Source organism: Nostoc sp. CALU 546, from assembly GCF_048836525.1.
Genome location: NZ_JAWJTF010000058.1, coordinates 1 through 22,413, shown reverse-complemented (window position 1 = coordinate 22,413; position 22,413 = coordinate 1). Strand labels below are relative to the sequence as shown.

At 40.6% G+C, this 22,413-nt stretch carries 19 protein-coding genes and 1 pseudogene; 10 read left to right on the top strand and 10 right to left on the bottom strand.

Annotation, left to right across the window (positions count from 1 at the left end):
• Nucleotides 1-89 precede the first annotated feature (89 nt).
• Complete coding sequence (locus RRG12_RS25085; protein WP_420761028.1) at nt 90-1,376, top strand: protein kinase domain-containing protein; 1,287 nt, start codon at nt 90-92, stop codon at nt 1,374-1,376.
• Nucleotides 1,377-1,436: 60 nt separating this feature from the next.
• On the opposite strand, the gene RRG12_RS25080 is transcribed toward RRG12_RS25085, so the two are convergent.
• Nucleotides 1,437-1,655: a DUF4327 family protein gene (locus tag RRG12_RS25080; protein WP_181930103.1), complete on the bottom strand. Its 219-nt coding sequence runs from the start codon at nt 1,653-1,655 to the stop codon at nt 1,437-1,439.
• A gap of 999 nt (nt 1,656-2,654) precedes the next feature.
• On the opposite strand from RRG12_RS25080, the gene RRG12_RS25075 reads away from it, so the two are divergent.
• Complete coding sequence (locus tag RRG12_RS25075) at nt 2,655-4,265, top strand: FkbM family methyltransferase (protein ID WP_420761027.1); 1,611 nt, start codon at nt 2,655-2,657, stop codon at nt 4,263-4,265.
• A gap of 78 nt (nt 4,266-4,343) precedes the next feature.
• On the opposite strand, the gene RRG12_RS25070 is transcribed toward RRG12_RS25075, so the two are convergent.
• The 3 genes from RRG12_RS25070 to RRG12_RS25060 form a co-directional block, all read right to left on the bottom strand.
• Complete coding sequence (locus RRG12_RS25070) at nt 4,344-6,560, bottom strand: O-linked N-acetylglucosamine transferase, SPINDLY family protein (RefSeq protein WP_420761026.1); 2,217 nt, start codon at nt 6,558-6,560, stop codon at nt 4,344-4,346.
• A gap of 317 nt (nt 6,561-6,877) precedes the next feature.
• Nucleotides 6,878-7,477, bottom strand: a complete 600-nt coding sequence (locus tag RRG12_RS25065) for a type IV pilin-like G/H family protein (RefSeq protein WP_420761025.1) — start codon at nt 7,475-7,477, stop codon at nt 6,878-6,880.
• A 327-nt stretch (nt 7,478-7,804) separates the two neighbouring features.
• Nucleotides 7,805-9,151, bottom strand: a complete 1,347-nt coding sequence (locus RRG12_RS25060) for a class I SAM-dependent methyltransferase (RefSeq protein WP_420761050.1) — start codon at nt 9,149-9,151, stop codon at nt 7,805-7,807.
• 303 nt (nt 9,152-9,454) lie between these two features.
• Between RRG12_RS25060 and trxB the strand changes: the two genes are divergently transcribed.
• Nucleotides 9,455-10,825, top strand: a complete 1,371-nt coding sequence (gene trxB, locus RRG12_RS25055) for a thioredoxin-disulfide reductase (RefSeq protein ID WP_420761024.1) — start codon at nt 9,455-9,457, stop codon at nt 10,823-10,825.
• A 63-nt stretch (nt 10,826-10,888) separates the two neighbouring features.
• Here the strand turns inward: trxB and RRG12_RS25050 are convergent, their stop codons facing one another.
• Nucleotides 10,889-11,302, bottom strand: coding sequence for a putative toxin-antitoxin system toxin component, PIN family (locus tag RRG12_RS25050; protein ID WP_420761023.1), 414 nt, complete (start codon nt 11,300-11,302; stop codon nt 10,889-10,891).
• Nucleotides 11,299-11,538: a hypothetical protein gene (locus RRG12_RS25045; RefSeq protein WP_420761022.1), complete on the bottom strand. Its 240-nt coding sequence runs from the start codon at nt 11,536-11,538 to the stop codon at nt 11,299-11,301. The genes RRG12_RS25050 and RRG12_RS25045 overlap by 4 nt, the downstream gene beginning before the upstream one ends.
• Nucleotides 11,539-11,764: 226 nt before the next feature.
• On the opposite strand from RRG12_RS25045, the gene RRG12_RS25040 reads away from it, so the two are divergent.
• The 4 genes from RRG12_RS25040 to RRG12_RS25025 all read left to right on the top strand — a co-directional run bounded on the left by RRG12_RS25040 (nt 11,765) and on the right by RRG12_RS25025 (nt 14,608).
• A complete protein-coding gene (locus tag RRG12_RS25040) occupies nt 11,765-12,661 on the top strand; it encodes an ABC transporter permease (protein WP_069072965.1) in 897 nt (298 codons plus the stop codon).
• Nucleotides 12,662-12,742: 81 nt separating this feature from the next.
• Nucleotides 12,743-12,946 (top strand): hypothetical protein, encoded by a 204-nt coding sequence (locus tag RRG12_RS25035; protein WP_069072966.1) that lies wholly within the window; start codon nt 12,743-12,745, stop codon nt 12,944-12,946.
• A 123-nt stretch (nt 12,947-13,069) separates the two neighbouring features.
• Nucleotides 13,070-13,963 (top strand): ROK family protein, encoded by an 894-nt coding sequence (locus RRG12_RS25030; RefSeq protein ID WP_420761021.1) that lies wholly within the window; start codon nt 13,070-13,072, stop codon nt 13,961-13,963.
• 3 nt (nt 13,964-13,966) lie between these two features.
• Nucleotides 13,967-14,608 (top strand): type I restriction endonuclease subunit R, encoded by a 642-nt coding sequence (locus RRG12_RS25025; RefSeq protein WP_420761020.1) that lies wholly within the window; start codon nt 13,967-13,969, stop codon nt 14,606-14,608.
• A gap of 321 nt (nt 14,609-14,929) precedes the next feature.
• Here the strand turns inward: RRG12_RS25025 and RRG12_RS25020 are convergent, their stop codons facing one another.
• Both RRG12_RS25020 and RRG12_RS25015 read right to left on the bottom strand, forming a co-directional pair.
• Nucleotides 14,930-15,352 (bottom strand): hypothetical protein, encoded by a 423-nt coding sequence (locus tag RRG12_RS25020; protein WP_069072970.1) that lies wholly within the window; start codon nt 15,350-15,352, stop codon nt 14,930-14,932.
• 255 nt (nt 15,353-15,607) lie between these two features.
• The gene (locus RRG12_RS25015; protein ID WP_420761019.1) at nt 15,608-17,245 is read right to left on the bottom strand and encodes a CTP synthase; all 1,638 of its coding nucleotides are present in this window, start codon (nt 17,243-17,245) and stop codon (nt 15,608-15,610) included.
• An 85-nt stretch (nt 17,246-17,330) separates the two neighbouring features.
• On the opposite strand from RRG12_RS25015, the gene RRG12_RS25010 reads away from it, so the two are divergent.
• From RRG12_RS25010 to RRG12_RS25000, 3 genes are all read left to right on the top strand, one after another.
• Nucleotides 17,331-19,160: an N-acetylmuramoyl-L-alanine amidase gene (locus RRG12_RS25010; protein ID WP_420761018.1), complete on the top strand. Its 1,830-nt coding sequence runs from the start codon at nt 17,331-17,333 to the stop codon at nt 19,158-19,160.
• A gap of 157 nt (nt 19,161-19,317) precedes the next feature.
• Nucleotides 19,318-19,761 (top strand): hypothetical protein, encoded by a 444-nt coding sequence (locus RRG12_RS25005; protein WP_420761017.1) that lies wholly within the window; start codon nt 19,318-19,320, stop codon nt 19,759-19,761.
• Between the two features lie 11 nt (nt 19,762-19,772).
• On the top strand, nt 19,773-20,216 hold the full coding sequence (locus RRG12_RS25000; protein WP_420761016.1) for a type II toxin-antitoxin system VapC family toxin: 444 nt from the start codon (nt 19,773-19,775) through the stop codon (nt 20,214-20,216).
• Nucleotides 20,217-20,430: 214 nt separating this feature from the next.
• Here RRG12_RS25000 and RRG12_RS24995 read toward each other — a convergent pair whose 3' ends face one another.
• Both RRG12_RS24995 and RRG12_RS24990 read right to left on the bottom strand, forming a co-directional pair.
• Nucleotides 20,431-20,814, bottom strand: a complete 384-nt coding sequence (locus tag RRG12_RS24995; RefSeq protein WP_420761015.1) for a hypothetical protein — start codon at nt 20,812-20,814, stop codon at nt 20,431-20,433.
• 76 nt (nt 20,815-20,890) lie between these two features.
• Nucleotides 20,891-21,812 (bottom strand): annotated as a pseudogene (locus tag RRG12_RS24990) (chromosome segregation protein ParM).
• Nucleotides 21,813-22,413 lie beyond the last annotated feature (601 nt).

Genomic DNA, 22,413 nt, shown 5'->3' with positions numbered 1-22,413 from the left:
TTACGTATAAGTTTAATGCCCAATGCCCAATGCCCAATGCCCAATACCCCATGCCCAATCTCTAATCCATTTACCTTGTAGGTTGTATTGTGGTTAGTCTGACCCTGTTAGAACCGCAACAGAAAACGCCCCTCCAGCAGTGGTGCTTTGAGAACTCCTCCATAATTCGGATTGGTCGAGCGGCAGATAATCACGTTGTTTTAACTGATAGTTTAGTTTCGCGGCATCATCTAGAACTTAGACAAGTCGATTCTCCCGGCAATGACGGTGGTTGGCGGCTGATTAGTCAAGGTACAAATGGGACTTTCCTCAACGGTATCCTTGTAATTCAGAGTCCGTTACCAGATAATTCCCTTTTGCAACTTGCACAGGGAGGCCCAATACTGCAATTCCAACTTCAGGATGTAACAGTACTGGAAACTGGTTTGCGATCGCAACAACAAATGCAAGGCACAGAAGAAAATGCTGCTGCAACACTCTACTCAGCCCAAGGTATAGCAAATTCATCCTACATTTGCACCCACGAAGGCAACTCCCCAAACAATCTGTTTTGCATCCACTGCGGTCAACCTTTGTTAGTGCAACAGAGGATTCGCCATTATCAGGTGTTGCAAACTCTTGGGCAAGGAGGTATGGGTACTACTTATCTCGCTTGGGATGCGGCTGGTCTGATTGCGGGTATGCCACAACTTCTGGTGTTGAAGCAAATGAATGCTGATATGCTAAGAATTGCCAAAGCTCAAGAATTATTTGAGCGAGAGGCCTACACTCTCAAATCCCTTAACCATCCTGGAATTCCCAAGTATTACGATTTCTTTGTAGAAGGCGGAAAAAAATACTTGGCAATGGAATTAATCCACGGTCAAGATTTAGAGAAACGTGTCTATACTAATGGCCCAGTGACACCAAGCCAAGCGATCGCTTGGATGATCCAAACCTGCGACATCTTAGACTATCTTCATAGCCAAAGCCCTCCACTGATTCACCGCGATATTAAACCCGCCAACTTAATGGTGCGAAGTGCAGTAAATCGCATAGTGGTGCTGGATTTTGGCGCAGTTAAGGAAATTGGCACAGCGCCCGGTACTCGAATTGGTGCAGAAGGTTACTGCGCTCCTGAACAAGAACGAGGACAACCTTTAACTCAATCTGATTTGTATGCAATTGGGCCAACACTGATTTTTCTGCTCACAGGGGAAAACCCTTTCAAGTATTATCGCCAAAGAGGGCGAAACTTCAGGTTTGATGTGGCAAAAGTTCCCACCATTAGTTCCCAATTAAGAGATGTGATTGATCGCGCTACAGAACCATTGCCACGCGATCGCTATCAAACTGCCAAAGAATTAGCTGCGGCTTTAGCTGCCTGCAAAGTTTAGAGAGTGGGGAGTAAGGGAGTGGTGAATATTAAAAATTCCTATTTCCCTATTCCCTATTCCCTACTCCTCATCCCAAGTTTCTACAGCTAGCAATTCACTAACTGGGTCTTGCATACTAAAGCCAAAGTCCAGCAGTTCCTGTTTCCAGTGCTGCCATTCATTACCATATAGCAAAGCGATTTTCCAGATGCTATCGCTTGGCTTAATAATGTTCGATTCTATGAGTGATTGCACGTTGCGCTGCAATTTCACCATTGGGTGAATCACTTTCTGAGTCATAACCTCGATTGAATTCAGATTTTGTTGGTAAATGCTTAATTAAAACTGCTTTCCATTCTGCAATTGTTGCCGGCCCGTAGAGTGGTGTAATTTGGTAAAGCTAGTCTTAACTTTCTAACTATACCATAACAAACTCTACTAAGTTACTGGTAAATTCGGTTTTGTACGGTAATTACCACCACAAAAGTCCAATTCCACCAGTAGTCCTTAAACTTTTTGCAGAAACTAGGCAAAGGTTGAGAGGAAAGGGTTAAGGGATGAAGGGTTAAGGGGTGTTTCTGTTTCCCCTTTTCCCTTTAATCTTTCCCTGTCTTCTTTTTCCTCTTTACCTTTAGCCTTTTTCCACAAGATTACAACACTACCTTTTGTAAGAGATATATTCTGGACACTGAGCAGAATCATTATTCGTCTGTGAAGTTTCACTAAGTAGTGTGACTAAGGACGACTGGGAAAATTCTATTTGTTTTAATCACAAAAAATGTGTGTCCTTGTTGAACAACCTATATGACAAGGGCTGGTTTGAAAGTTTTTGACTTATGGACAAGTTTGCAATTGAGTAGAAATAGCTACTGCTTGTGTTTATTTAAACGTTATTTAGGATATCGCAAACATCTGTCATTAGGTAGAATCATCGCAAATCTTTATATAAGTTTAATGTTTTGCTCAGAGAAGAAGACCTGGAGGGTTAGCTCTGTCTAGATGCGGGAGAGGATTTTGCTTTGAAGTAGGGGAGCGATGCCTAAGGCGGGCGGTAAACTACGCATAGCAAAATGTCGGTGCAGCATGGGTTTAGCATAAAGTCCTCTTGTCTTCAGAGTCAGCATTTGAAGTTTGTGTAAAAAATTTTTAGCGAGGATGTTAGTTTCTGTTGAGCAGGTGGGTATCCTCAAAACGAAGACTTGCTAGCACTAAGTAATGAATTAGTAACTATTAATACATGGTTGACTCATGTAGAGACTTTATCAAACCTAGTTTAGATACATTTACCTTATTTTTAATATGAACTCTGAGCCTGCTGTTGGTGATATATATTTGCAATATATTCAAAAATTACTGCCAGCTATTAACGCTGATATATTATCAAAAATTACTGGAATTTTGTCACAGACTTCTTGGGATACTCCTAATTCTTCAGATGATTGGAATAACCTAGCAGTGGTAGCTTTGAGCGAGGCAGAACTGTGTGTTGATAATCTAGTTCTGCGCTCAGTCTATCTTGAAATGGCTTTTGAAGCATTGAATAGTGGTTTAAATTTAGATGGACATCCACTGTGTACTGCTCATCTTGCTTTAATTTATAGCATGATTGGAGAAAAACAAAAAGCCATAGAAATAGCACTTAATACTTTTATTAATACACTCCAACCTGCTTATACAAGTTACGAAAATAACTTTCATTGTTTAATATATATATCCACTGAAAATCACAACTTTTCCGCTCATGTTCGCGAATGCTTTGAGGGGATTTTCTTAGCTGATAATGGTTATGAAAAAACAATCTTATTATTAATTGAAATAATATGTCGTTCGCAGTTAGTTTTTTACACCGCTGTGAGTCGCCGTTTTTTACATTTAGCTTCTCAAGTTTTACCAAATTCAGTTCATATTGGTCTAAAACTAGGAATATCTAGTTTAATGACTGGAGAACTGGAAGGAATTTTATATTTACATCAAGCTAGAAAATTAGCGCCAAATTATGCCCCTGTTCTTCAAGCACTCTACTTAGCTTACCGAGATTTAAACCAGATAAAAGTCTCCGATTACTGGCAGGAAGTCTCTCAGAAATTTTATAAGCTAAACTGCTCATCTTTAGAGTGGCACTGGACACAATTACCAAGCAATAGTCTATTTACTTACGTGCCTTTTGAAGATGATTTAATAATGGCAGTTGAACCAAGCTTGCGTAGTATTGCCACCAGTGTTTTAATTGCCGAACAAGACTGGTTTGAGAAAGAAATGGAGTTTTGGCGCAATAGCATTAAACCTGGTATGACAGTAATTGATGTGGGTGCTAATGTTGGAGTCTATACTTTCAGTGCTGCTTTAAAAGTTGGATCTCAAGGACGAGTGTTAGCAGTTGAGCCTTTCTCAGGTTGTGTACGTTGTTTGCAAGAAACCTGTAGAATTAATCAATTATCATGGGTAAATGTTTGTGTAGGAGCAGCTAGCGATCGCAATGGCACTGTAAAATTGCTACTAAATTCTGCTAATGAACTGAACCAGGTGATTTCTAGTGATGCAGCAGAAAATATGTCTTCAGAGTCTTTTGAGGAAGCCACCTGTTTTACTTTAGATAGTCTGATTGAGCAAGAAAATATCGAGAGAGTGGATTTTCTCAAGATAGATGCAGAAGGACATGAAATGGCAGTTCTTGCTGGTAGTCAGAAGTTACTCACTCAGTTTGCCCCAGTTATTTTATATGAAAATATTGCAGGTAGCCAAGGCAGTAATATTGAGGTTGCACAGTATTTAATTAATAAGGGATATGAACTATTTCACTATCAACCTTATACACAAAAGCTGATAAAAGTAGATTCCGTGAAAGATTTTCAAGAACAGCTAAATCTCATTGCTTTTCCGTCCCACAAATCAACAGGACTAAAGTCCTGACTACCAACAAAAAGTTCGTAGTAAGGGCTGAAGCCCTTATTAACCTCAACTTTGAGCGCTCAAGCGCTCACTACGAGCTTATTTTCCCTCAATATAGCTTTTCCACATCTCCTCGTAAGCCTTCTCCATATCACGGGTAAACTGCTTACCATTCCACAGGGGTGCTGTTTGTCGAGATGCTTTTAGCTTCCAAACCACCTGCTGGCGTAAAGCTTCATCTTTTCCTAAGCGCACACCCCACTCTACATATTCTTCATCAGTCCAAGCAATACCTTCTGTGATACCCGCATTCATCATCATGGTGTAACTATTACGAGCTGCAAATTGCTGTCCAACTCTAGTTACTAATGGGATACCCATCCAGAGGGTTTCTAGGGTTGTAGTAGCGCCGTTGTAGGGATATGTGTCTAATACAACATCAGCAATTGTTAAATTCGCTCTGTGGATAGCTTCAGAGGGATCTTGAGGCAAAAATCGCAGCCTGGAACACTCCACACCCTCTTCTTCTGCTATTTTGTAGAAAAACTGTTTAATTGCTTCTTCTTGACCGTCACCTTTAATTAAGAAGTAGCTATTTGTGACTTCTTTGATTATTTTCATTTGCCATTTTGTGGTTTCAGGATGACGTTTATATCCTCGTTGAGCGCTGAGGTAGACTATAGCATCGCTAGGAATATCTAACTCATCTCGACGTAGTGTAGGTACATCTACTTCAAAACCATCAACGGCTATATAAGTATTAGGTAATCGCCAAATTTTCTCTGTATAATAATCCTGGGCTGAATTTGGTAATACGTAAGGATCGGCAATAAAGTAATCAATTGCAGGTATACCCGAAGCATCCCAACCCAGCCAAGTAACTTGAATTGGTGCTGGCTTGAGTGCTATCACTTCACTGCTAATATCTAGAGTTATGCTATCTAGGTCTACTAAAATATCTATTTCATCTTTATATATTTGTTCTGCAATTTCAAAGGCATTAATTCCTAATTTTCGAGCCTTGAATGATTTATTTACATACCATTCTTGCAAAAAATCATCTACTAGTTTATAGCTAACTGAATAGTTATAAATTTCAAAATTTTCTCGATTATGATGCTGTATTAGCCAGCGAGCTAGCCAGCCTACAGAATGTCTTCTTAAGGCATAAGATATATATCCAATTTTTAAGGGTTTGGTGGAAATTCCTGAACTTTGATTATTTATAATCCGCTGCGAGTAACGCTGTGTTTCCTCATGAGCTATGGCTTGAATATTATTCTGGAATATTTGCGCTACTTGATTATGAATTTTTCTAAAATCTGCTGGACTGTCTTTAATATGTGGTAATGCAAAGGATGGCGTAAGTAAACGTAGAGTCCTGACTTCATCTACTGCAAGTGGCTGCGCTTTGATAAATTCTTGCAGCACACATTCTAATTCTTGACTGGTTGAGCATATTTCTTGCCAATATCCGCCAGCAGACATTAATCCACGTAGAACTAAATGAAGGGCAAATATTTTATCAGGTAATTTTTTTGATAGAGAATAACACAATTTAGCTTTTTCTATTCCCAATGTATAGTTTTGAGAATCTTGATAAAAAATAGCTAAATGTCGTAAAGTTTCTACTTCTTCTGGGTCTAGGCGCAAGTACAACTCTAAAATCTGCGCTGCTAGTTTAGGCTGCTTGAATGTATGACCAATTTTAATTGCCGCAGGTAAAAGTATGCAGAATCCTTGATGTGGATTTGCAAAGTAAGGTAAACAAGCTTCTACTAAGTCTAGATATGATAGATGTAAAGGTTGAGTGTCAAGAACTTGTTGTAATACTTTATTTAATAGTTCTAAATTTAAATCTCCAATTTCTTTGGAATTTAATAATTGGATAATACCCACATCATTTAACTGTACGCCATCAAAGTTATTTAATTGGATGGACAGTTGAATAATATTTAATAGGTTATTGATATCAAAAGGATTAATTTCTCGGATGTGCTGACGGATTAGCCAGGATATAGAAAATTCTTCGAGATATTCTCGTCGTTCTGCCTCTATTTGTAAAACTTTAATTAATTCTGTTGTGTGAAATTGGATTTTTTCTTCTTCAACTTCTGCTATTGCTAGCATCCAAGTCATTTGTGCTTCTGCTTCTTGCCCTTGTAATAGTAGGTTTAGTCCTAGATGCCAGTAATTGGAGATTACTTCAGGTTCATCAGTGATTGCTTGTTCATATAGATATGCTGCTTGAGCATATTCACCTGCAATTAAATTTTGATAGCCTTCTGCCTGAAATTTTGTGATATTGGTAATCATCAGTAATTAAGTAAGTGGGTATAGGTCAATATAAACAAATTTTAAGGTTTGTGAGAAGTTTGGAAGCATTAAGGATTAAGTTTTCAGGACTGAGGCCACTATCTACAACAAGTAAATACTCCCTATCTCAATTAATAATACCCATTTAATAAACGAATTAAGAAGATGGGTAATATTTTGGAGTTCAGGGAGTATTTAACAATTATCTAAATAAATTAAAGTGGATAAAATTCTCTATCCACTAGTGAATAGTAACTAACTTAACTACACCAATTGATTGATATATTGAGTAGTTACTTTATGAATGCATAAAATCTTTACTTAGATAAAGACACATAATTATCGGGGCATTTTGCTGCGGCGTCATCAGGAAATTCTGCAGCCGCAAACGCCTCTTCTCCTTTGGGTGAATTCGGCACATTCCCAGATTTCCCAGCTTCACATAATAAACCTATGGTGGTTGCTTCACTAGTCTCTGTAACAGTTGACACCGCTACTCCACCAATATAGGCTTTGAGTGGAGCTTCGTCGTTGAGAAGTTGTGCCTGATTAGTCACCATAGTAAGTGCAGGTTGAGTAACATCAGCAGGACCACCACCTTCAATCGCATAGACGTAATTTTCGGTTTGTGTTTTGACTCCAAGAGCTAACTTACCAAACTCTTCATTACCTTCACCTACAAACCTGTTGTTTTCTAAATAGTAGGCTTGCTGTGCTCTATTCATTGAACCAACAATTGTTTTTGCTTCAGACTGTTTAGCTTTATTAGCTTGGTTCAAGAAAGAAGGTAGTGCGATCGCTGACAAAATACCGATAATGATGATTACTACGAGTAGTTCAATAAGTGTGAAACCCTCATTTTCCTTCTTTTTGTTGAGGATGTGTTGGATAAATTTAGCTTTCAATTCGGTTTTCATAAGTGTTTTCCCTGTGATAGGAAGTGGTTGTGTGTTCTAGATGTAACTTACCCACTCCCGTTTTGTTTCATATCACCCCACTAAAAAAAGTTTTGACCAAATATAGCGGTTATAGTTTGGATGTTATTAGTGCTTTGGTGGCAAAGCTGTGCTACCGTGCGAACAACCTGATATTGCATATAATTGAAAAAAACAGATGTAAGTAAGTAGGCATAATTAGACGTAAAATAAAATCTTAGTTCGTAGTGAGCGATTCATCGCTTCTTCAGGATTATCAGGACTAAAGTCCTTACTACAAACTTTAATTTATTTACGCCTAGCTACTTATCAATGAGTAACATCCTCATCTGATTGGCGTTCCAGCATTATGTAACCAAGACTCTCCAAACTCAGTAGCAGATGTTGCACTATATAAAAGGCTTGTTTCTCATCTGTGGGCTTTAAAGTGACAGGATCTATTGGTCTGAATTGCTTCCAGTGCTGCACCAGAGATATCATCGACTGGGGTTGCTCTAACAAAGGTATCAAGCAAAGTGCTATTGAGCTATCTATACCAACAAATTCTTCACTTGGCGATAAATATTGACTAATGGTAAATGATCTAATCTCTGTAATACATGCTAAGAGGTCTTTTCGGAAATTAGGAGTTTTTAACTGGGGATATAAATGCACCTTCGCTACTCGCCAATCAGAGTCAGTCCATTCTGAAACTGGTACGAAAGTCTGTGCTTGGTTGGGATGACCACACCAAAAGTCAATTAGTCGATGAATAGGATGTATAAGTTCAAAAAGCTGTAGCTGTTGTTCTACAGAAATCTCTGGTAAGCTCATCCCCAGAAAAGCAGGTAAATTATCTGGTTCTTTAAACAGATTCATCAAGTCCCACTTTCGCCAGTTAACCATGCTGATAAAATCTAGATCAGCTGCTCTCAAAGCTGTGAACAAATCAGAGATAGTATAACCTTTATCACCATGAAACAAATAATTCATTAAGATTCGCTCTTTCCCGTCTTCTCCTTCATAATTAGAATTCCACGTTGTAGCTTTGAGTTGAACATTATCTTTCAAAGCTTTCATTGTTTCTACTACAATTCCCATTTCTAATTCTTCTGGATTCTCGTCCATCAAACCCATCATTGTGAAGACTTTTTGAGCGCGGAAATAATTAAACCTCTGGATTGAACTATGCAAATTGCTGCGAATAATACCATCAGGCTTTAAAACTGATTTCATTGCTTGTAAGGCAATAGTTAAATCAGGGAAAAGATACAGAAGTTCATCACAATTAATATAGTCAAATTGGTAATCTAGCTCTGGTAATTCCTCAATTGGCAACACATGAAACTCTGCATTGTCAAATCCATGATGTTCTAAACGTTGCCGTGCTAATTTAATCGATTCTTCTGATATATCAATTCCAACAATTTTCGCTCCTGGATTAGCTTCTGCTAAGATTAATGATTTATAGCCAGTGCCGCATCCAGCATCTAAAATTAATTTGCCTTTAGGATCGATAACTTTTTGATTCCTTAAATAGTAAGGCGTTACTAAGTTATGAATGTAGAGTGAGTTAGTGTCATCTTTAGGAGATTTATCAAGAGGAACTCTTGGATAAGGAGAAGCGTCAAATTGTTGACGAATTTTATCTAGTAAATCAGATGCTGGACTAATCATTGAAATTGCTCCTGTTACTAACTTTGTTCTGGTGCATTCCACAGCGATTTTGAGTTTTGACACACACGTGAATACTTTCTATGCTGCTTAAGCAATAGGGCACACCCAACCTTGAGTATTCCCAACTTATGGGCATTTCTATCAGGGCGGCCGCATCATGTCCTAGCAGTTAAGAGGATGTTTGGCAAGCGTTGAGCAGATACTAAGTACCGTAGGCGTTTTATGATCGCTTACCATCTGCCATAGCCAATCGTAAATTGTTATGCTATATTAAGCGTAGTCGTTATGAGTTCATATATTTTCATGACTAACCCCACAGTAGAAAACTTGGTAATTATCGGTTCTGGGCCAGCAGGCTACACAGCCGCCATCTATGCCGGACGCGCTAACTTGAAACCCGTTGTATTTGAAGGTTTCCAAGCCGGGGGATTACCTGGTGGGCAACTAATGACAACCACCGAAGTTGAGAATTTTCCAGGGTTTCCTAAAGGAATTACTGGGCCCGAACTGATGGATCAGATGAAGGCGCAGGCGGAGCGCTGGGGGGCTGAACTCTATACTGAAGATGTTATATCAGTTGACCTGAGTCAGCGTCCATTTACAGTGCGATCGCAAGAAAGGGAAATAAAAACCAACAGCATCGTCATTGCTACTGGTGCAACAGCAAAGCGTTTAGGTTTACCCAGCGAACACGAATTTTGGAGTCGGGGTATCTCTGCTTGTGCAATTTGCGATGGTGCAACACCAATTTTCCACGGTGCAGAATTGGCTGTAATTGGTGCTGGCGACTCGGCGGCGGAAGAGTCAATTTACCTCACCAAATATGGTTCCAAGGTAAATATGTTGGTACGCACCGATAAGATGCGGGCTTCTAAAGCCATGCAAGACAGGGTTTTGAGCAACCCGAAAATCCAGGTGCATTGGAACACAGAAGCCGTAGATATCTTCGGTAGCGATCGCATGGAAGGGGTGAAAGTCCGCAATACTAAAACTGGTGAAGAGAGCAAACTGGACGCTAAGGGTTTATTCTACGCCGTTGGTCATACTCCCAATACCTCTCTATTTAAAGGGCAATTAGAACTGGATGAGGTGGGTTACGTTGTCACCAAGCACGGTACTGTAGAAACCAGTGTAGAAGGCGTTTTTGCCGCTGGCGACGTCCAAGATCATGAGTTTCGGCAAGCAATTACGGCTGCTGGTACTGGCTGTATGGCAGCGATGTTGGCAGAACGTTGGTTGTCATCTACTGGCTTGATTCAAGAATTCCATCAACAGGCAGAAACAGCAGATAATGAATTAGAACATCAGCCAGCCAAAAAGACTGAAGCCGAGGAAGAAGCTGGATTTAACTTGGATGGAACGCGTCATGAGGGAGGTTATGCTTTACGGAAATTGTTCCATGAAAGCGATCGCTTACTCCTTGTTAAATACGTTTCTCCTGGTTGTGGCCCTTGTCATACTCTGAAGCCAATTTTAAATAAAGTGGTGGATGAATTTGATAGCAAAATTCACTTTGTGGAAATTGACATCGACAAAGACCGAGATATAGCTGAAAATGCTGGTGTGACAGGAACGCCAACGGTTCAATTGTTCAAAAATAAGGAACTGGTGAAGGAAGTCAAAGGTGTGAAGCAAAAGAGCGAATACCGCCAGCTGATTGAAAGTAGTCTGTAAGAGAATGGGGAGTGGGGAATGGGGAATAGTAAAAAATCATTGACAGTTACTAATTCTCAATACTCACCCCCCAACATCGCAAACTAACCTGTTAAATAAAGATACAGAAATAATCGTTGTATTGACCAAAGTTTGCGCCTGATTAAAATCAGAATCACCCGTAATCAAGAAATCTGCTTCTGCTGCCATAGCACAAGCTAAAAACTTTGCATCTTTTCTATCTCTGGGAAAATCAACTTCAAAATTGACATCAATTAGCGTTAGAAATGTATCGATAATTTCAAACCATTCACCTCTCACCTCATCTGTCAACTTAAATTTGCTTCGGCTTAAGACTTCTTTGTATTCCACAATAATTTCTTCAGAAGCTATCCATTGCCAATCTGGATTATCAAAAATAAACTGAATAACATCTCTTGGTACTCTACCCTTAAGGACAGCAGAAACTAAAACATTCGTGTCAATAACAACTTTCATTCCCCGCGTTGGTAAGCTTCAATTTCTGCTGATATTTCTGCTTCTGTAATATCTTGTACTCCCGGTAGCGACTGTGTTTTATCAAATAAATCTCTCAGTTTTTTACTAATTTCTGCTCTTGGATTATTCTCAGCTAAGATAATTATTTCTACTCTTTGTCCTACCTGAAAAGGTAAATCAGATAATATTACTTGACTTGGATCTGTAATGGTGATGTATTTTTTGTAAGCGTTCATAATTCCTCCATTAACTTGGTCTTTCTCTACTTAAGATAATTAAATTTTGTGGTGACAACGGATGGTAATTTATTTCTAGCAAAAATAAGGCATAATCTCACCTCTTCCTCAGTCTAGCTCTGTAACCACTGCGAAGCAATCAGACTTTTATTCAGGATGTTTACGCAATCCCCTATCTAATATGTAAAATAGTCAGCGTATCAAGCTTTGCTCCAGGCGATCGCACATGGCCATTACAAAACGGCGACTACCGACATTTTTACAGTTTGGCAAAAGTCTCAATCTTTCCCAAAAACTCATGCTCATCGGGTTAGCCATTACCCTATTTTTCATCTTCCTGGCATTCTTAGCTCCCGTATTCCAGGCTTGGGGATGGCTGCAAAACCCTAAAGATTTTCTCTCAAATCCAATTCACGAGCCACCCTCAGCTAAATATTGGTTTGGTACTAGTCGCCTGGGTTATGATGTGTTCTCCCGGACATTGTTCGGCGCTCAAGCTGCTTTGCAGGTGGTAATTTTGGCAACGGCGCTGAGTATGATTATCGGTGTACCTTTGGGGATGCTGAGTGGTTATCTCGGCGGGAAATTGGATAAAGTGTTGCTGTTTATCATGGATAGCATTTACACTCTACCAGGGCTACTGCTGTCTGTGACGCTGGCCTTTGTGGTAGGGCGGGGAATATTAAATGCAGCGATCGCTATTAGCATTGCTTACATTCCCCAATATTATCGCGTTGTTCGCAATCATACCGTGAGTGTAAAAACTGAAGTGTTTATCGAAGCTGCTCAAGCAATGGGCGCTTCCACTTGGGTTGTGCTGTCTCGTTATCTGTTTTTCAACGTCATTCAAAGCGTACCCGTCCTATTCACACTCAACGCCGCTGATGCAATTTTGGTGTTGGGCGGTTTGGGTTTTTTGGGGCTAGGACTTCCTGAAGAAGTGCCAGAATGGGGACATGATTTAAAACAAGCCCTAGAAGCTCTACCTACTGGCATTTGGTGGACTACACTTTTCCCCGGTTTAACCATGACATTCATGGTGGTAGGGTTATCACTACTTGGTGAGGGGTTAAATGAATTTGTCAATCCCCGTTTACGGAGAGAAAATAGAATCCGAAAGTAGTCATTTGGTCATTAGTCATTAGCAAAAGACAAATGACCAATGACAAATGACCAATGACCAATAAACAATAGAGAGATTTGTATGAAAGATAATCTAACGTTAATTGCTGCCGCTACTGGCGGATTTATGCTTTCCGTTGCCCTTGCTGGTATCTTAAGAGGTACTCCAGTTACAGCTTGGCAGGAGCAATCGAGTTTCCGTACCAAGACTGTTGCTGATTTACGACTCGCACCCAATAAGACAGAAAATTTAGAATTTTTTCGTGCCAAAATCCTAAAACCCTGACAAATTGTTGATTTTGAACTGGGGAATAGGGAATAGGGAATAGGGAATAGGAAATAGCTGTTAACCAATTACCAATGCCCAATGCCCAATGCCCAATGCCCAATAAAAAATGACAAATGACAAATGACAAATGAAGTAATTGGCATTGATGTAGGGGGAACGGCAATTAAGTTGGGGCGTTTTGCAGATGATGGTACTTGTCTGCAATCTTTGACTGTGGCGGCTCCTCAACCAACAATGCCGGAGGCGGTGCTGGCGGTGATCTTAGATGCGATCGCGCAAATTGATCCAGATAATCAAGCTGTGGCTATTGGTGTGGGTACTCCTGGCCCATCCGATGCCGCACAACGCATTGCCAAAATCGCTATTAACTTACCTGGATGGATCGATGTGCCTTTAGCCGACTGGTTAGAAGCTAAAACTGGTAAACCGACTGCGATCGCTAATGATGCTAATTGCGCTCTTTTGGGAGAGGCTTGGCTAGGAGCCGGTCGTCACTTTCAAAATCTGATTCTGCTAACTTTAGGTACTGGGGTTGGTGGCGCAATTATCCTCGATGGCAAACTATTTATTGGACATCAAGGAGCCGCCGGAGAATTGGGTTTAATTTCATTAAATCCTGATGGGCCAATTTGTAATAGTGGCAATCAAGGCTCTTTGGAACAATATGCCTGTGCTACTGCAATTCGCCGCCGCACTCTCAAGGAACCCATCGAATTAGGTGTTCTTGCCCAACAAGGAGATGCCACAGCATTGACTTTTTGGCAAGAATATGGTAAGTATTTGGGAATTGGTTTGACGAGTTTGATTTATGTACTCACACCGCAAGCGATCGTGATTGGTGGGGGTATCAGTGGCAGCTTTGAGTTTTTCTTACCAGGTGTGAAGGCAGAAATTGAGAAGCGAGTGCAGCCTTTATCACGAGTGGATTTACAAATATTACCAGCAGAGTTAGGCAATTTTGCGGGGATGGTAGGTGCAGCAAAGTTGGCATGGCAACGCTATTCGGAATGTTAGATTATGATTCAAACAATCCCAGCTAGAGATATAAGTCTTTACGAATTAGAAGAAAAATTTGGTTTGCAACTTGCCACAGACATTAATTTCTTTGCAGAGTGGACAGAAAATTTACCGACTCTGACTGATGCAGAGAAGCAAGCGATGGCGCGAGTTAAAAGCAACTATTTAAACTTGAATAAGCACCGTCTGATGTCAGAAGAGGCGGTAAAAATGGTAGTGCTATCTCCTTTACTCGATTTAGCTGGGTTTTATCAACCTCCGTTTGAGATTGAAACCGAGACTTCTGTGGAGATTTCTGCTGAAGACGAGAGTTTTATCGTTAAAGGAAATATTGATGTTCTTGTCATCCAAAAATGTTTTTGGGTACTTGTCATCGAATCTAAAAGCAGTAAATTTGATGTGATGACAGCCTTACCTCAAGCACTTGCTTATATGCTTGATCATCCAAATTCTGCACAACCAACTTTTGGTTTACTAATCAACGGTAGGGAATTTGTGTTTGTCAAATTGATTCAACAAGAACATCCTTGGTATGCACGATCTTATGCACTATCAATTGAACGTGATTCAGAACTACACCAAGTACTCAGTATCTTGAAACGCCTTGGAGAATTAATTGTGCTTTTATCCTCTGAGAACTAGGGATTGACGCTTATCGCCTACCTATACTTGCAACTCAAATCCAGGTAATATATCTTCTCCAGAAAGAATCGCCGGCATTTGAATAACTTCTACAGCTAATGGTCTTTAGAGCTACAAACTGGCTGCGTATTTGTAGGTAAGATGACCTAAAAATCGTAGTGATTTAACACTTAGTCGGGTAAACTCTGGGCGATTAATTGCCCCCACTGAAACGGTACTTCGTTCAGTGGTGGGTAGTTTACTGAATCTTCCCTCGTGCCTTTATTGCTAAAATCGTTATCTTTAGTTAAAAGTTTAGCAAGAGTAAGTTCCTCGTTCACACTAAGACAAAGAATATCCTGTTGCTTTCTTAACGTATTTCACAACTTTTTCATAAGATTCAGGATTACTTACAGGGTTTATGATGATGGGAATAGTTCCATCTGGCAACCAAAAAGTTATTCTGCCGTTCGGTTCATGACAAAAAGAACTGATGCAGTTGAGATTAATTACATATTCGTTTTTTTCGTAAATAATTTTCACCCAGTGGGCATGATCTAATTCTAATCCTGTCACACATTCTAAATAATCAAGGATCTTTTGATAATCTTCTAAGTTAGTTTGCGGGTGAATTACTATTGGAATGGCACTATCGGGTAGCCAAAAAGTAACTCTGCCATTCAGTTCATAACAAAAAGCATGGACACGTTCAAAATTCACTACATATTCTCTCCTCTCGTAAAGGATTTTCACCCAGTACGCCACAACATCTCCTCAAGTCCGAAATTTACGAATGATGCACCCTGGATGTCCAAATCTATTGAAACTTTAAGTTAATGTTGCTATGCACCAATTCAAAATCTAAAAAATTAATTTTGAATTACGTTAGCGTAGCGGTAGCGAGTCCACGTACCCTCACTCTTAAGCAAGCTACGCTTTTAGCGTCTGTCTTCGACACGCTGCGCGAACGTAGAGAGCGTCATTACGAATTACGAATTACGAATTACGAATTACGAATTTTTATGACACCTCCAATGGTGTTGGCGTGCTAGATGTCGAAAGAGAAAGAGCGATCGCTGTTTGAATAAACCCTTTAAATAAAGGATGAGGGCTACTGGGGCGTGATTGAAATTCCGGATGAAATTGGCAAGCAAGAAAGAATGGGTGCTTGGTTAATTCCACAATTTCAACTAAGCGTCCATCGGGAGAAGTACCACTGATCACATAGCCTGACTTTAACAACAAATCGCGGTAAGCATTGTTGAACTCATAGCGATGTCGATGTCGTTCATAAATCACATCTTCTTGATAGAGCTTAAAAGCTAGAGTATCAGGGAGAACACGACAAGGATATAGTCCCAACCGCATTGTACCCCCTAAATCAACTACTTCCTGCTGTTCTGGCAATAAATTAATCACCGGATTAGTTGTATAGGGGTCAAATTCAGCACTGTTAGCACCTGTTAATCCCCCTACATTTCTGGCCCACTCAATTACAGAACATTGCATTCCCAGGCATAAACCTAAAAAGGGAATTTGGCGATCGCGAGCGTATCTAATGGCGGCAATTTTACCATCCACTCCCCGAACCCCGAAACCTCCTGGCACAACTATGCCATCGACACCCGCAAGATAATTTTCGGCTGGTTCAGATTCCAAATTTTCTGAGTTCACCCAACGTAGGCGCAGTTTGCCATAAGTGGAAATTGCCGCATGGTTCAACGCTTCCACTACAGATAGATAGGCATCACTTAATTGCACATATTTACCAACAATGGCAATTTCTACCTCATGCTTGGGACTATGTAACCGTTGTACCAGGGTTTGCCACTGCGTCAAATCTGGTTTACGTTGTTCCATGTGCAGCAAGTTTAGTACTTGTTCTGCCATTCCTTCCCGTTCCAGATTCAGCGGTACTTCATAGATACTTTTGGCATCTTGGGAAGTGATGACGCATTCTTCGGGTACATCGCAAAATCCCGACAATTTTTGTTTTAATCCCTTGGGTAAGGGGCGATCGCTCCGACAAACTAAAATATCTGGTTGAATACCAATCGATCTCAGTTCTTTAACTGAATGCTGTGTTGGCTTCGTTTTCATCTCACCCGCAGAGGCAATCCACGGCACCAGCGTTACGTGCATGTACAGCACATTCTGCCGTCCCACCTCTTTGCGGAACTGGCGAATTGCTTCCAAAAACGGTAGTGATTCAATATCTCCTACCGTACCGCCGATTTCTGTAATGACTACAGAGGGATTTGTGCTTTTAGCAACTCGGAGAATCCGATCTTTAATTTCATTGGTAATATGAGGAATTACCTGTACAGTACCGCCATTGTAGTCTCCGCGACGCTCTTTATTGATCACCGCCTGGTAAATCGAACCAGTAGTAACGCAATTCAAACGCGACATCGAAGTATCGGTAAAGCGTTCGTAATGCCCCAAGTCTAAATCTGTCTCCGCACCATCTTGGGTAACAAATACTTCTCCATGCTGAAAGGGACTCATCGTCCCAGGATCGATATTAATATAAGGGTCAAGTTTTAGAATCGACACCGAATATTCGCGCGACTTGAGCAAACGCCCTAAACTTGCTGCTACAATGCCCTTACCAATACTGGAAACTACGCCTCCAGTAACAAAGATAAACTTAGTCATAGTAGTTTGAATTTCTAACAACTTCTAAAAATACATCCCGTCATTGTGCCACAGTTATTGTGGTGTACTATTCTGTGATTTTGCTGTGAAAAACCTTCTAGGATTAGTAATATTGGGCTGTATTCTCACCTCCTCAATTGCATCGGCAGAGCCATCGCTCAGAGTCGTTTTTCCCCAGACAAACTACCAGACGAGTGCCCAAAAAATCTTCTTTCTGGGCACTGCACCACCAGATGGTCAGGTTTTGATCAATAGTAAGCCAATTACCCGCAGCAAAGCTGGTCATTTTTCCCCTAGTTTACCCTTGCAGTTGGGGGAGAATCTTTTTACAGTGCGTCACCAAAATCAAGAACTCCAGATTAAAGTTACAAGGCTTACCACTGGCCCTGAGTTACCACAGGGGTTAGCCTTTGCTAAAGATTCCCTGACTCCCGCAGTTGACATTGCCAGACTACCGGGAGAACTAATTTGTTTTAGCGCGATCGCACCCCCTAACGCTAATGTCTCTGTCAAACTAGCTAATCAAACTATTGCCCTTTCACTTCAACCCCAACAGGCACAACTACCAAGTAATTTGGCAGCTTTGACAGGGCAAAATCAGCCTCATGCCCAGTCTAGCGTAGGCAATTACAAAGGTTGCACCACAGTGCAACAACCTGATCCTGATTCCTTCAGCCTGATTTACGGTAACAACATCATTTCTGGTGCTGTTGTCCCAGACTCAAGTCAAGAGGTAGATTTGGGACAACCTCAGTTTCAACTGACGCTCAATGGCAAGACGATAACTCAACCAGGAACTGGCAAAATTCAAATCCTCTCAAGAGCAAAGTTACCAGTTGTTGAGGTAATTGCAGACGCAGGTGTTGCTCGAACTGGCCCGAGTACCGATTATTCTCGACTCACACCACTGCCCAAAGGCACACGAGCAACAGTTACAGGTAGAGAAAGTGAATGGTTACGCCTCGACAATGGCACCTGGATTAATAGTAAAGAAACGCGCATTTTACCTGGTGCAATTCCGCCACAGACAATAATTCGCAGTGTCGGATACCGTCAAATCCCTGGTGCGACAGAGATAGTCTTCCCCTTGCAAGTTCCTGTACCTGTGAGCGTACAACAAAGTGAGCAAGCTCTCGCTCTCACCCTCTACAATACCACTGCCCAAACGGACATAATTCGCCTGGATGATGACCCCCTAATTAAGCGCCTAGACTGGCAACAGGAAGCTCCAGGACAAGTAAAATACACCTTTAACCTCAAAAAAGCTCAACAGTGGGGATATAAGCTGAGATACGACGGAACAACCCTGGTTTTAGCTTTGCGTCATCCGCCTAAAATTGGGAACACAAGACGCAAGCCTTTAGCTAATTACAAGATTGTACTAGATCCAGGGCATGGCGGTAAAGAATCTGGTGCCAGTGGCCCAACTGGATATTTAGAAAAAGATGTGAATTTGGTGATATCTAAGTTGTTGCGCGACGAGTTGGTGAAGCGGGGAGCAACGGTAGTGATGACGCGGGAGGATGATCAGGAGGTTTCTTTAGTAGAACGTCAGGCAATTATCAGTCGAGAAGAACCTGCGATCGCTCTTTCTATACACCACAACTCTCTACCCGATAATGGCGATGCCGAAAAAACCAAGGGATTCGGCACGTTTTGGTATCATCCCCAAGCTCACAGCCCCGCAATATTTTTACAGAACTATGTAGTCCAAAAACTTGGTAGACCTTACTATGGCGTGTTTTGGAACAACTTAGCGCTGACACGTCCCGCGGCTGCGCCATCAGTGTTACTGGAATTGGGTTTTATGAGTAATCCTGATGAATTTGAGGAGATAGTGAACCCAGAAGAACAGAAAAAAATGGCAAATGCGATCGCTCAGGGGATTACGGAGTGGTTTCGGAGCGTGAGATAAATTTGGAGGTACAACACTAGTTACTCATTGTATATGGTGTAGCCCATCGCTATTTTTTAGCTAGTTGCTGCTCAATGTTGCGATCGGTCTTTGTTCAAGCTTTTTGACTTTTATAGTGCGATCGTCAAAACCATTCCTACTATATCAATCGAGTAAAATGAAAGTTCAGACGTTTCCGCGAGGTTGTCCGATGACTATGCTTGACCGCCGCCGTCAACTTCAACAACAGATTGCTCAACTTCCAGATGACCAACTAACTCAGGTTGAGCAATATCTAGCATTTCTTGGTTTTCAGAAAACAGTTCCATCTCAATCAGAAGTAACCAAATCACCTTCCACTGGAGCTTCGATTCTGGCATTTTTAGAGCAAGCACACACTCCGCTCGATTCTCCTCTGGAGGATGAGATGCTAGCAGAACCACCTGAAGATTTTGCTGCTAAGATCGCTGAAATAAAACAACGTGGCGATCGTTCTCAATCTGTGATCCGACGAGGTTCTACAGGTCAAGATTTGCTCAAATTTGCTGGTACTTGGCATGGAGACGACCTAGAAGAGTGCCTAGCATTTCTTGATGCAACACGCTCAAAAGCGAAGTTTTAAGCCAATAATTTATGTATTTGCTGGATACCAATCACTGTAGTTATCTGATTAACAACAATCCTCAAGTTGTCGCAACTGCTCAAAGCTATGCTCAAGAGCCTTTTGGGATTAGCATCATTAGCTATGGTGAGTTGCTCTACATGACGGAAAAATCAGAGCGTCGAGAGATGAACTTACAAGTGGTTCAAGCATTCCTGACAGAAATTGATATCTATCTGATCAACAAAGAAATAGCTGAGATATACAGTCAACTGAAGAACTGCATTTTTCGTCAATTTGCCCCAAAAGAAAAAAACAAACGCCGCAGTACCCGCATTCAGGATCTCGGTTTTGATGATAATGATCTATGGATCGCCGCAACAGCAATTTATCATAATATTACTCTCGTCTCTGCTGACAGCGACTTCACTAGAATTCAGCAAGTTTACAGCTTTTCAGTCGAATCCTGGATTTAATTGCTTTACCTAGTATGCTGAACTAATAAATTAAGTGCCAATTTAATAAACATCGCTCTTTTTTAGCTAGTTCCTGCTCAATGTTGCGATCGGTCTTTGTTCAAGCTTTTTGACTTTTATAATGCAACGTCATAGGCAAGACTGCGAATAGGGCATTGGTGATTGTTAACAAGCTGTATCGATTGATAGTCACGCACCTATTTCAAGATAGCCTTTAATAATATCGCTCAAAGGGTTGATAAGTATCTAGGAATTCAAATGTAGTCATTGTAAGAAATATCGCTACCCTCTGAGAGTCTATCAATTCCTTTATTTTTGGTATTGTAATTAGTTCTTCAAACTCAGATTCAATAACAATTAATAAAAAATTTATTTCTTCTCTAGAATCATTTTTTATCTCATCGTGCGTTATATAAAATTGGTAAGTCACTTCTTTTTCTAAATCAAAATAACAAAACTCCCATTTATCTTGTAACTTTTGAATATTTTCTACATTGACAAGTAATTCTTGTCCTGTCTTAAAGTTTTTCCCTTGCTTAGGAGTAATACACTCTTTATAAGGTTTATCTTTAACATCATGAGAAAGTTGAATTTTCATTTTTTTACTGGTATTTTAAATAAATTTTTACAGCTACCAAAAATTATCTTTGCTTTGGGATAAATTCAAAGTAACATCAGTTTTCTGACCTAGCACGGCGATCAATGGCGCGTAATTGCGCCTCACCATAAATATACTGCCCCAAAGCATTAGCTTGCCTAGCGGGTGCCGCTAAATGGACATAAATCTTTGCTTCCTTGAGTAGACGTTGAACGTCATCCCAGAAGAATTCACCGCCACCACCAGTAATAATTACATCAGTTACACGCTCTGGCAACCAGGCTAGCACACGGCTACAGATTTCACGAGAAAACATCTCTGTAAGGTTGGGAAGAAAATCGTCTAAGTTAGTGGGTTTGGTTGCGCTTTTAGGACGGTAATAGCGTTCGCCTCTGGGTTTGTTAGCAGCAGAAATTAATCCCAAAGATTGACTATTAGCACCGTCTATTTCCGCAGCCATCAATTCATAAAACTTGTTCATACCAAAGTCTTCACTCTTAGAAAGATATTTAATAAATCGGAAATTATCCATCATCAACAAATCAACGGTTTGATGTCCAATATCAACGATCGCCAGCGATATTTTTGTAAAATTGGGACTCTAAGGAAAGAAAAGGCAGACCCAGTACAACTGAGATATCGTCTCTGAGTTTAAAGTAGCTAGCACTTGCTAACACTTTTACCAGTGCAGCTTCTACCTTAGATTGTCCGATTCCTAGATTCGCTCCAAAATCTGCTGCCAGTTGACCTACAGCATATCCATTGCCTTGATATTCCAGCCACAAATTCATTAAAGGATCAATAGCACGAACTTCAAAAACACCACCACGTACCTGTTCTATTGACATTTGCTTAACGTTGGCAGGTACAAACACAACACTACCGGGTTCGCGACTGACACAAGTCTTTGTGGAAATTCTGCCTAAATCAACACTGAGAACAGTTTTGCTGCCAGCATCGCTGGATTTTATAGTGTTGATTTTTTTAGTTGCTGCTATTGCTGTTAAAAGACTTGCATAGTAATCATTAGGAACAATAATTAGCTCCTCTTTTAATTGGTGGAGAACTTGGTTAGTTTGTTCCACTGCTGCTTGAAACCTGTTTAAAGCATCTGTTGTAGGTTCTCTATCAATCTCCCACATTAAGGAAATGAGATTTTGTTGTAGTCGTACTGCTAAACGCAAACAGTCTTTTTCTACTTCATCTAATGCGTGTTGGCGAGTTAAATCATTAATCTGCCTTTTGCTCTGATCAGCAAATTCATAATATTTCTTCTCTAAATTGGCGTATTTGTCTGTTAATTCATTTGCAACTTGTCTGTGATGCTTGCCTGCTTGTCTGTCCTTTTCTCCAGCAGCATGAGCAGTAAAAGCACCTGCGACAGCACCAACTGCCGCCCCTAAAGCACCAAACAGAAGAGGAATCATACAATTTTTGCCTAATTCTCTAGGAATGAGGAGGAAGGTAAAGAAGGTGAGAATCAGGCAGTAACTTACTATCAGTTGATGCTATTCCTAAAGACTGAGCAATAGCTACTGATTCACGTAACCGTTGCATAGCCCCTTCTATTCCCAGTCTGAGCAGGGTGGTTTCATACAA

Bases quoted from the DNA above. Each gene is read 5' to 3' on its own strand.
- RRG12_RS25080 (WP_181930103.1), bottom strand. From the start codon at position 1,655: ATGACTCAGAAAGTGATTCACCCAATGGTGAAATTGCAGCGCAACGTG.
- RRG12_RS25075 (WP_420761027.1), top strand. From the start codon at position 2,655: ATGAACTCTGAGCCTGCTGTTGGTGATATATATTTGCAATATATTCAA.
- RRG12_RS25070 (WP_420761026.1), bottom strand. From the start codon at position 6,560: ATGATTACCAATATCACAAAATTTCAGGCAGAAGGCTATCAAAATTTA.
- RRG12_RS25065 (WP_420761025.1), bottom strand. From the start codon at position 7,477: ATGAAAACCGAATTGAAAGCTAAATTTATCCAACACATCCTCAACAAA.
- RRG12_RS25060 (WP_420761050.1), bottom strand. From the start codon at position 9,151: ATGATTAGTCCAGCATCTGATTTACTAGATAAAATTCGTCAACAATTT.
- trxB (WP_420761024.1), top strand. From the start codon at position 9,455: ATGACTAACCCCACAGTAGAAAACTTGGTAATTATCGGTTCTGGGCCA.
- RRG12_RS25050 (WP_420761023.1), bottom strand. From the start codon at position 11,302: ATGAAAGTTGTTATTGACACGAATGTTTTAGTTTCTGCTGTCCTTAAG.
- RRG12_RS25045 (WP_420761022.1), bottom strand. From the start codon at position 11,538: ATGAACGCTTACAAAAAATACATCACCATTACAGATCCAAGTCAAGTA.
- RRG12_RS25040 (WP_069072965.1), top strand. From the start codon at position 11,765: ATGGCCATTACAAAACGGCGACTACCGACATTTTTACAGTTTGGCAAA.
- RRG12_RS25035 (WP_069072966.1), top strand. From the start codon at position 12,743: ATGAAAGATAATCTAACGTTAATTGCTGCCGCTACTGGCGGATTTATG.
- RRG12_RS25030 (WP_420761021.1), top strand. From the start codon at position 13,070: ATGACAAATGAAGTAATTGGCATTGATGTAGGGGGAACGGCAATTAAG.
- RRG12_RS25025 (WP_420761020.1), top strand. From the start codon at position 13,967: ATGATTCAAACAATCCCAGCTAGAGATATAAGTCTTTACGAATTAGAA.
- RRG12_RS25015 (WP_420761019.1), bottom strand. From the start codon at position 17,245: ATGACTAAGTTTATCTTTGTTACTGGAGGCGTAGTTTCCAGTATTGGT.
- RRG12_RS25005 (WP_420761017.1), top strand. From the start codon at position 19,318: ATGAAAGTTCAGACGTTTCCGCGAGGTTGTCCGATGACTATGCTTGAC.
- RRG12_RS25000 (WP_420761016.1), top strand. From the start codon at position 19,773: ATGTATTTGCTGGATACCAATCACTGTAGTTATCTGATTAACAACAAT.
- RRG12_RS24995 (WP_420761015.1), bottom strand. From the start codon at position 20,814: ATGAAAATTCAACTTTCTCATGATGTTAAAGATAAACCTTATAAAGAG.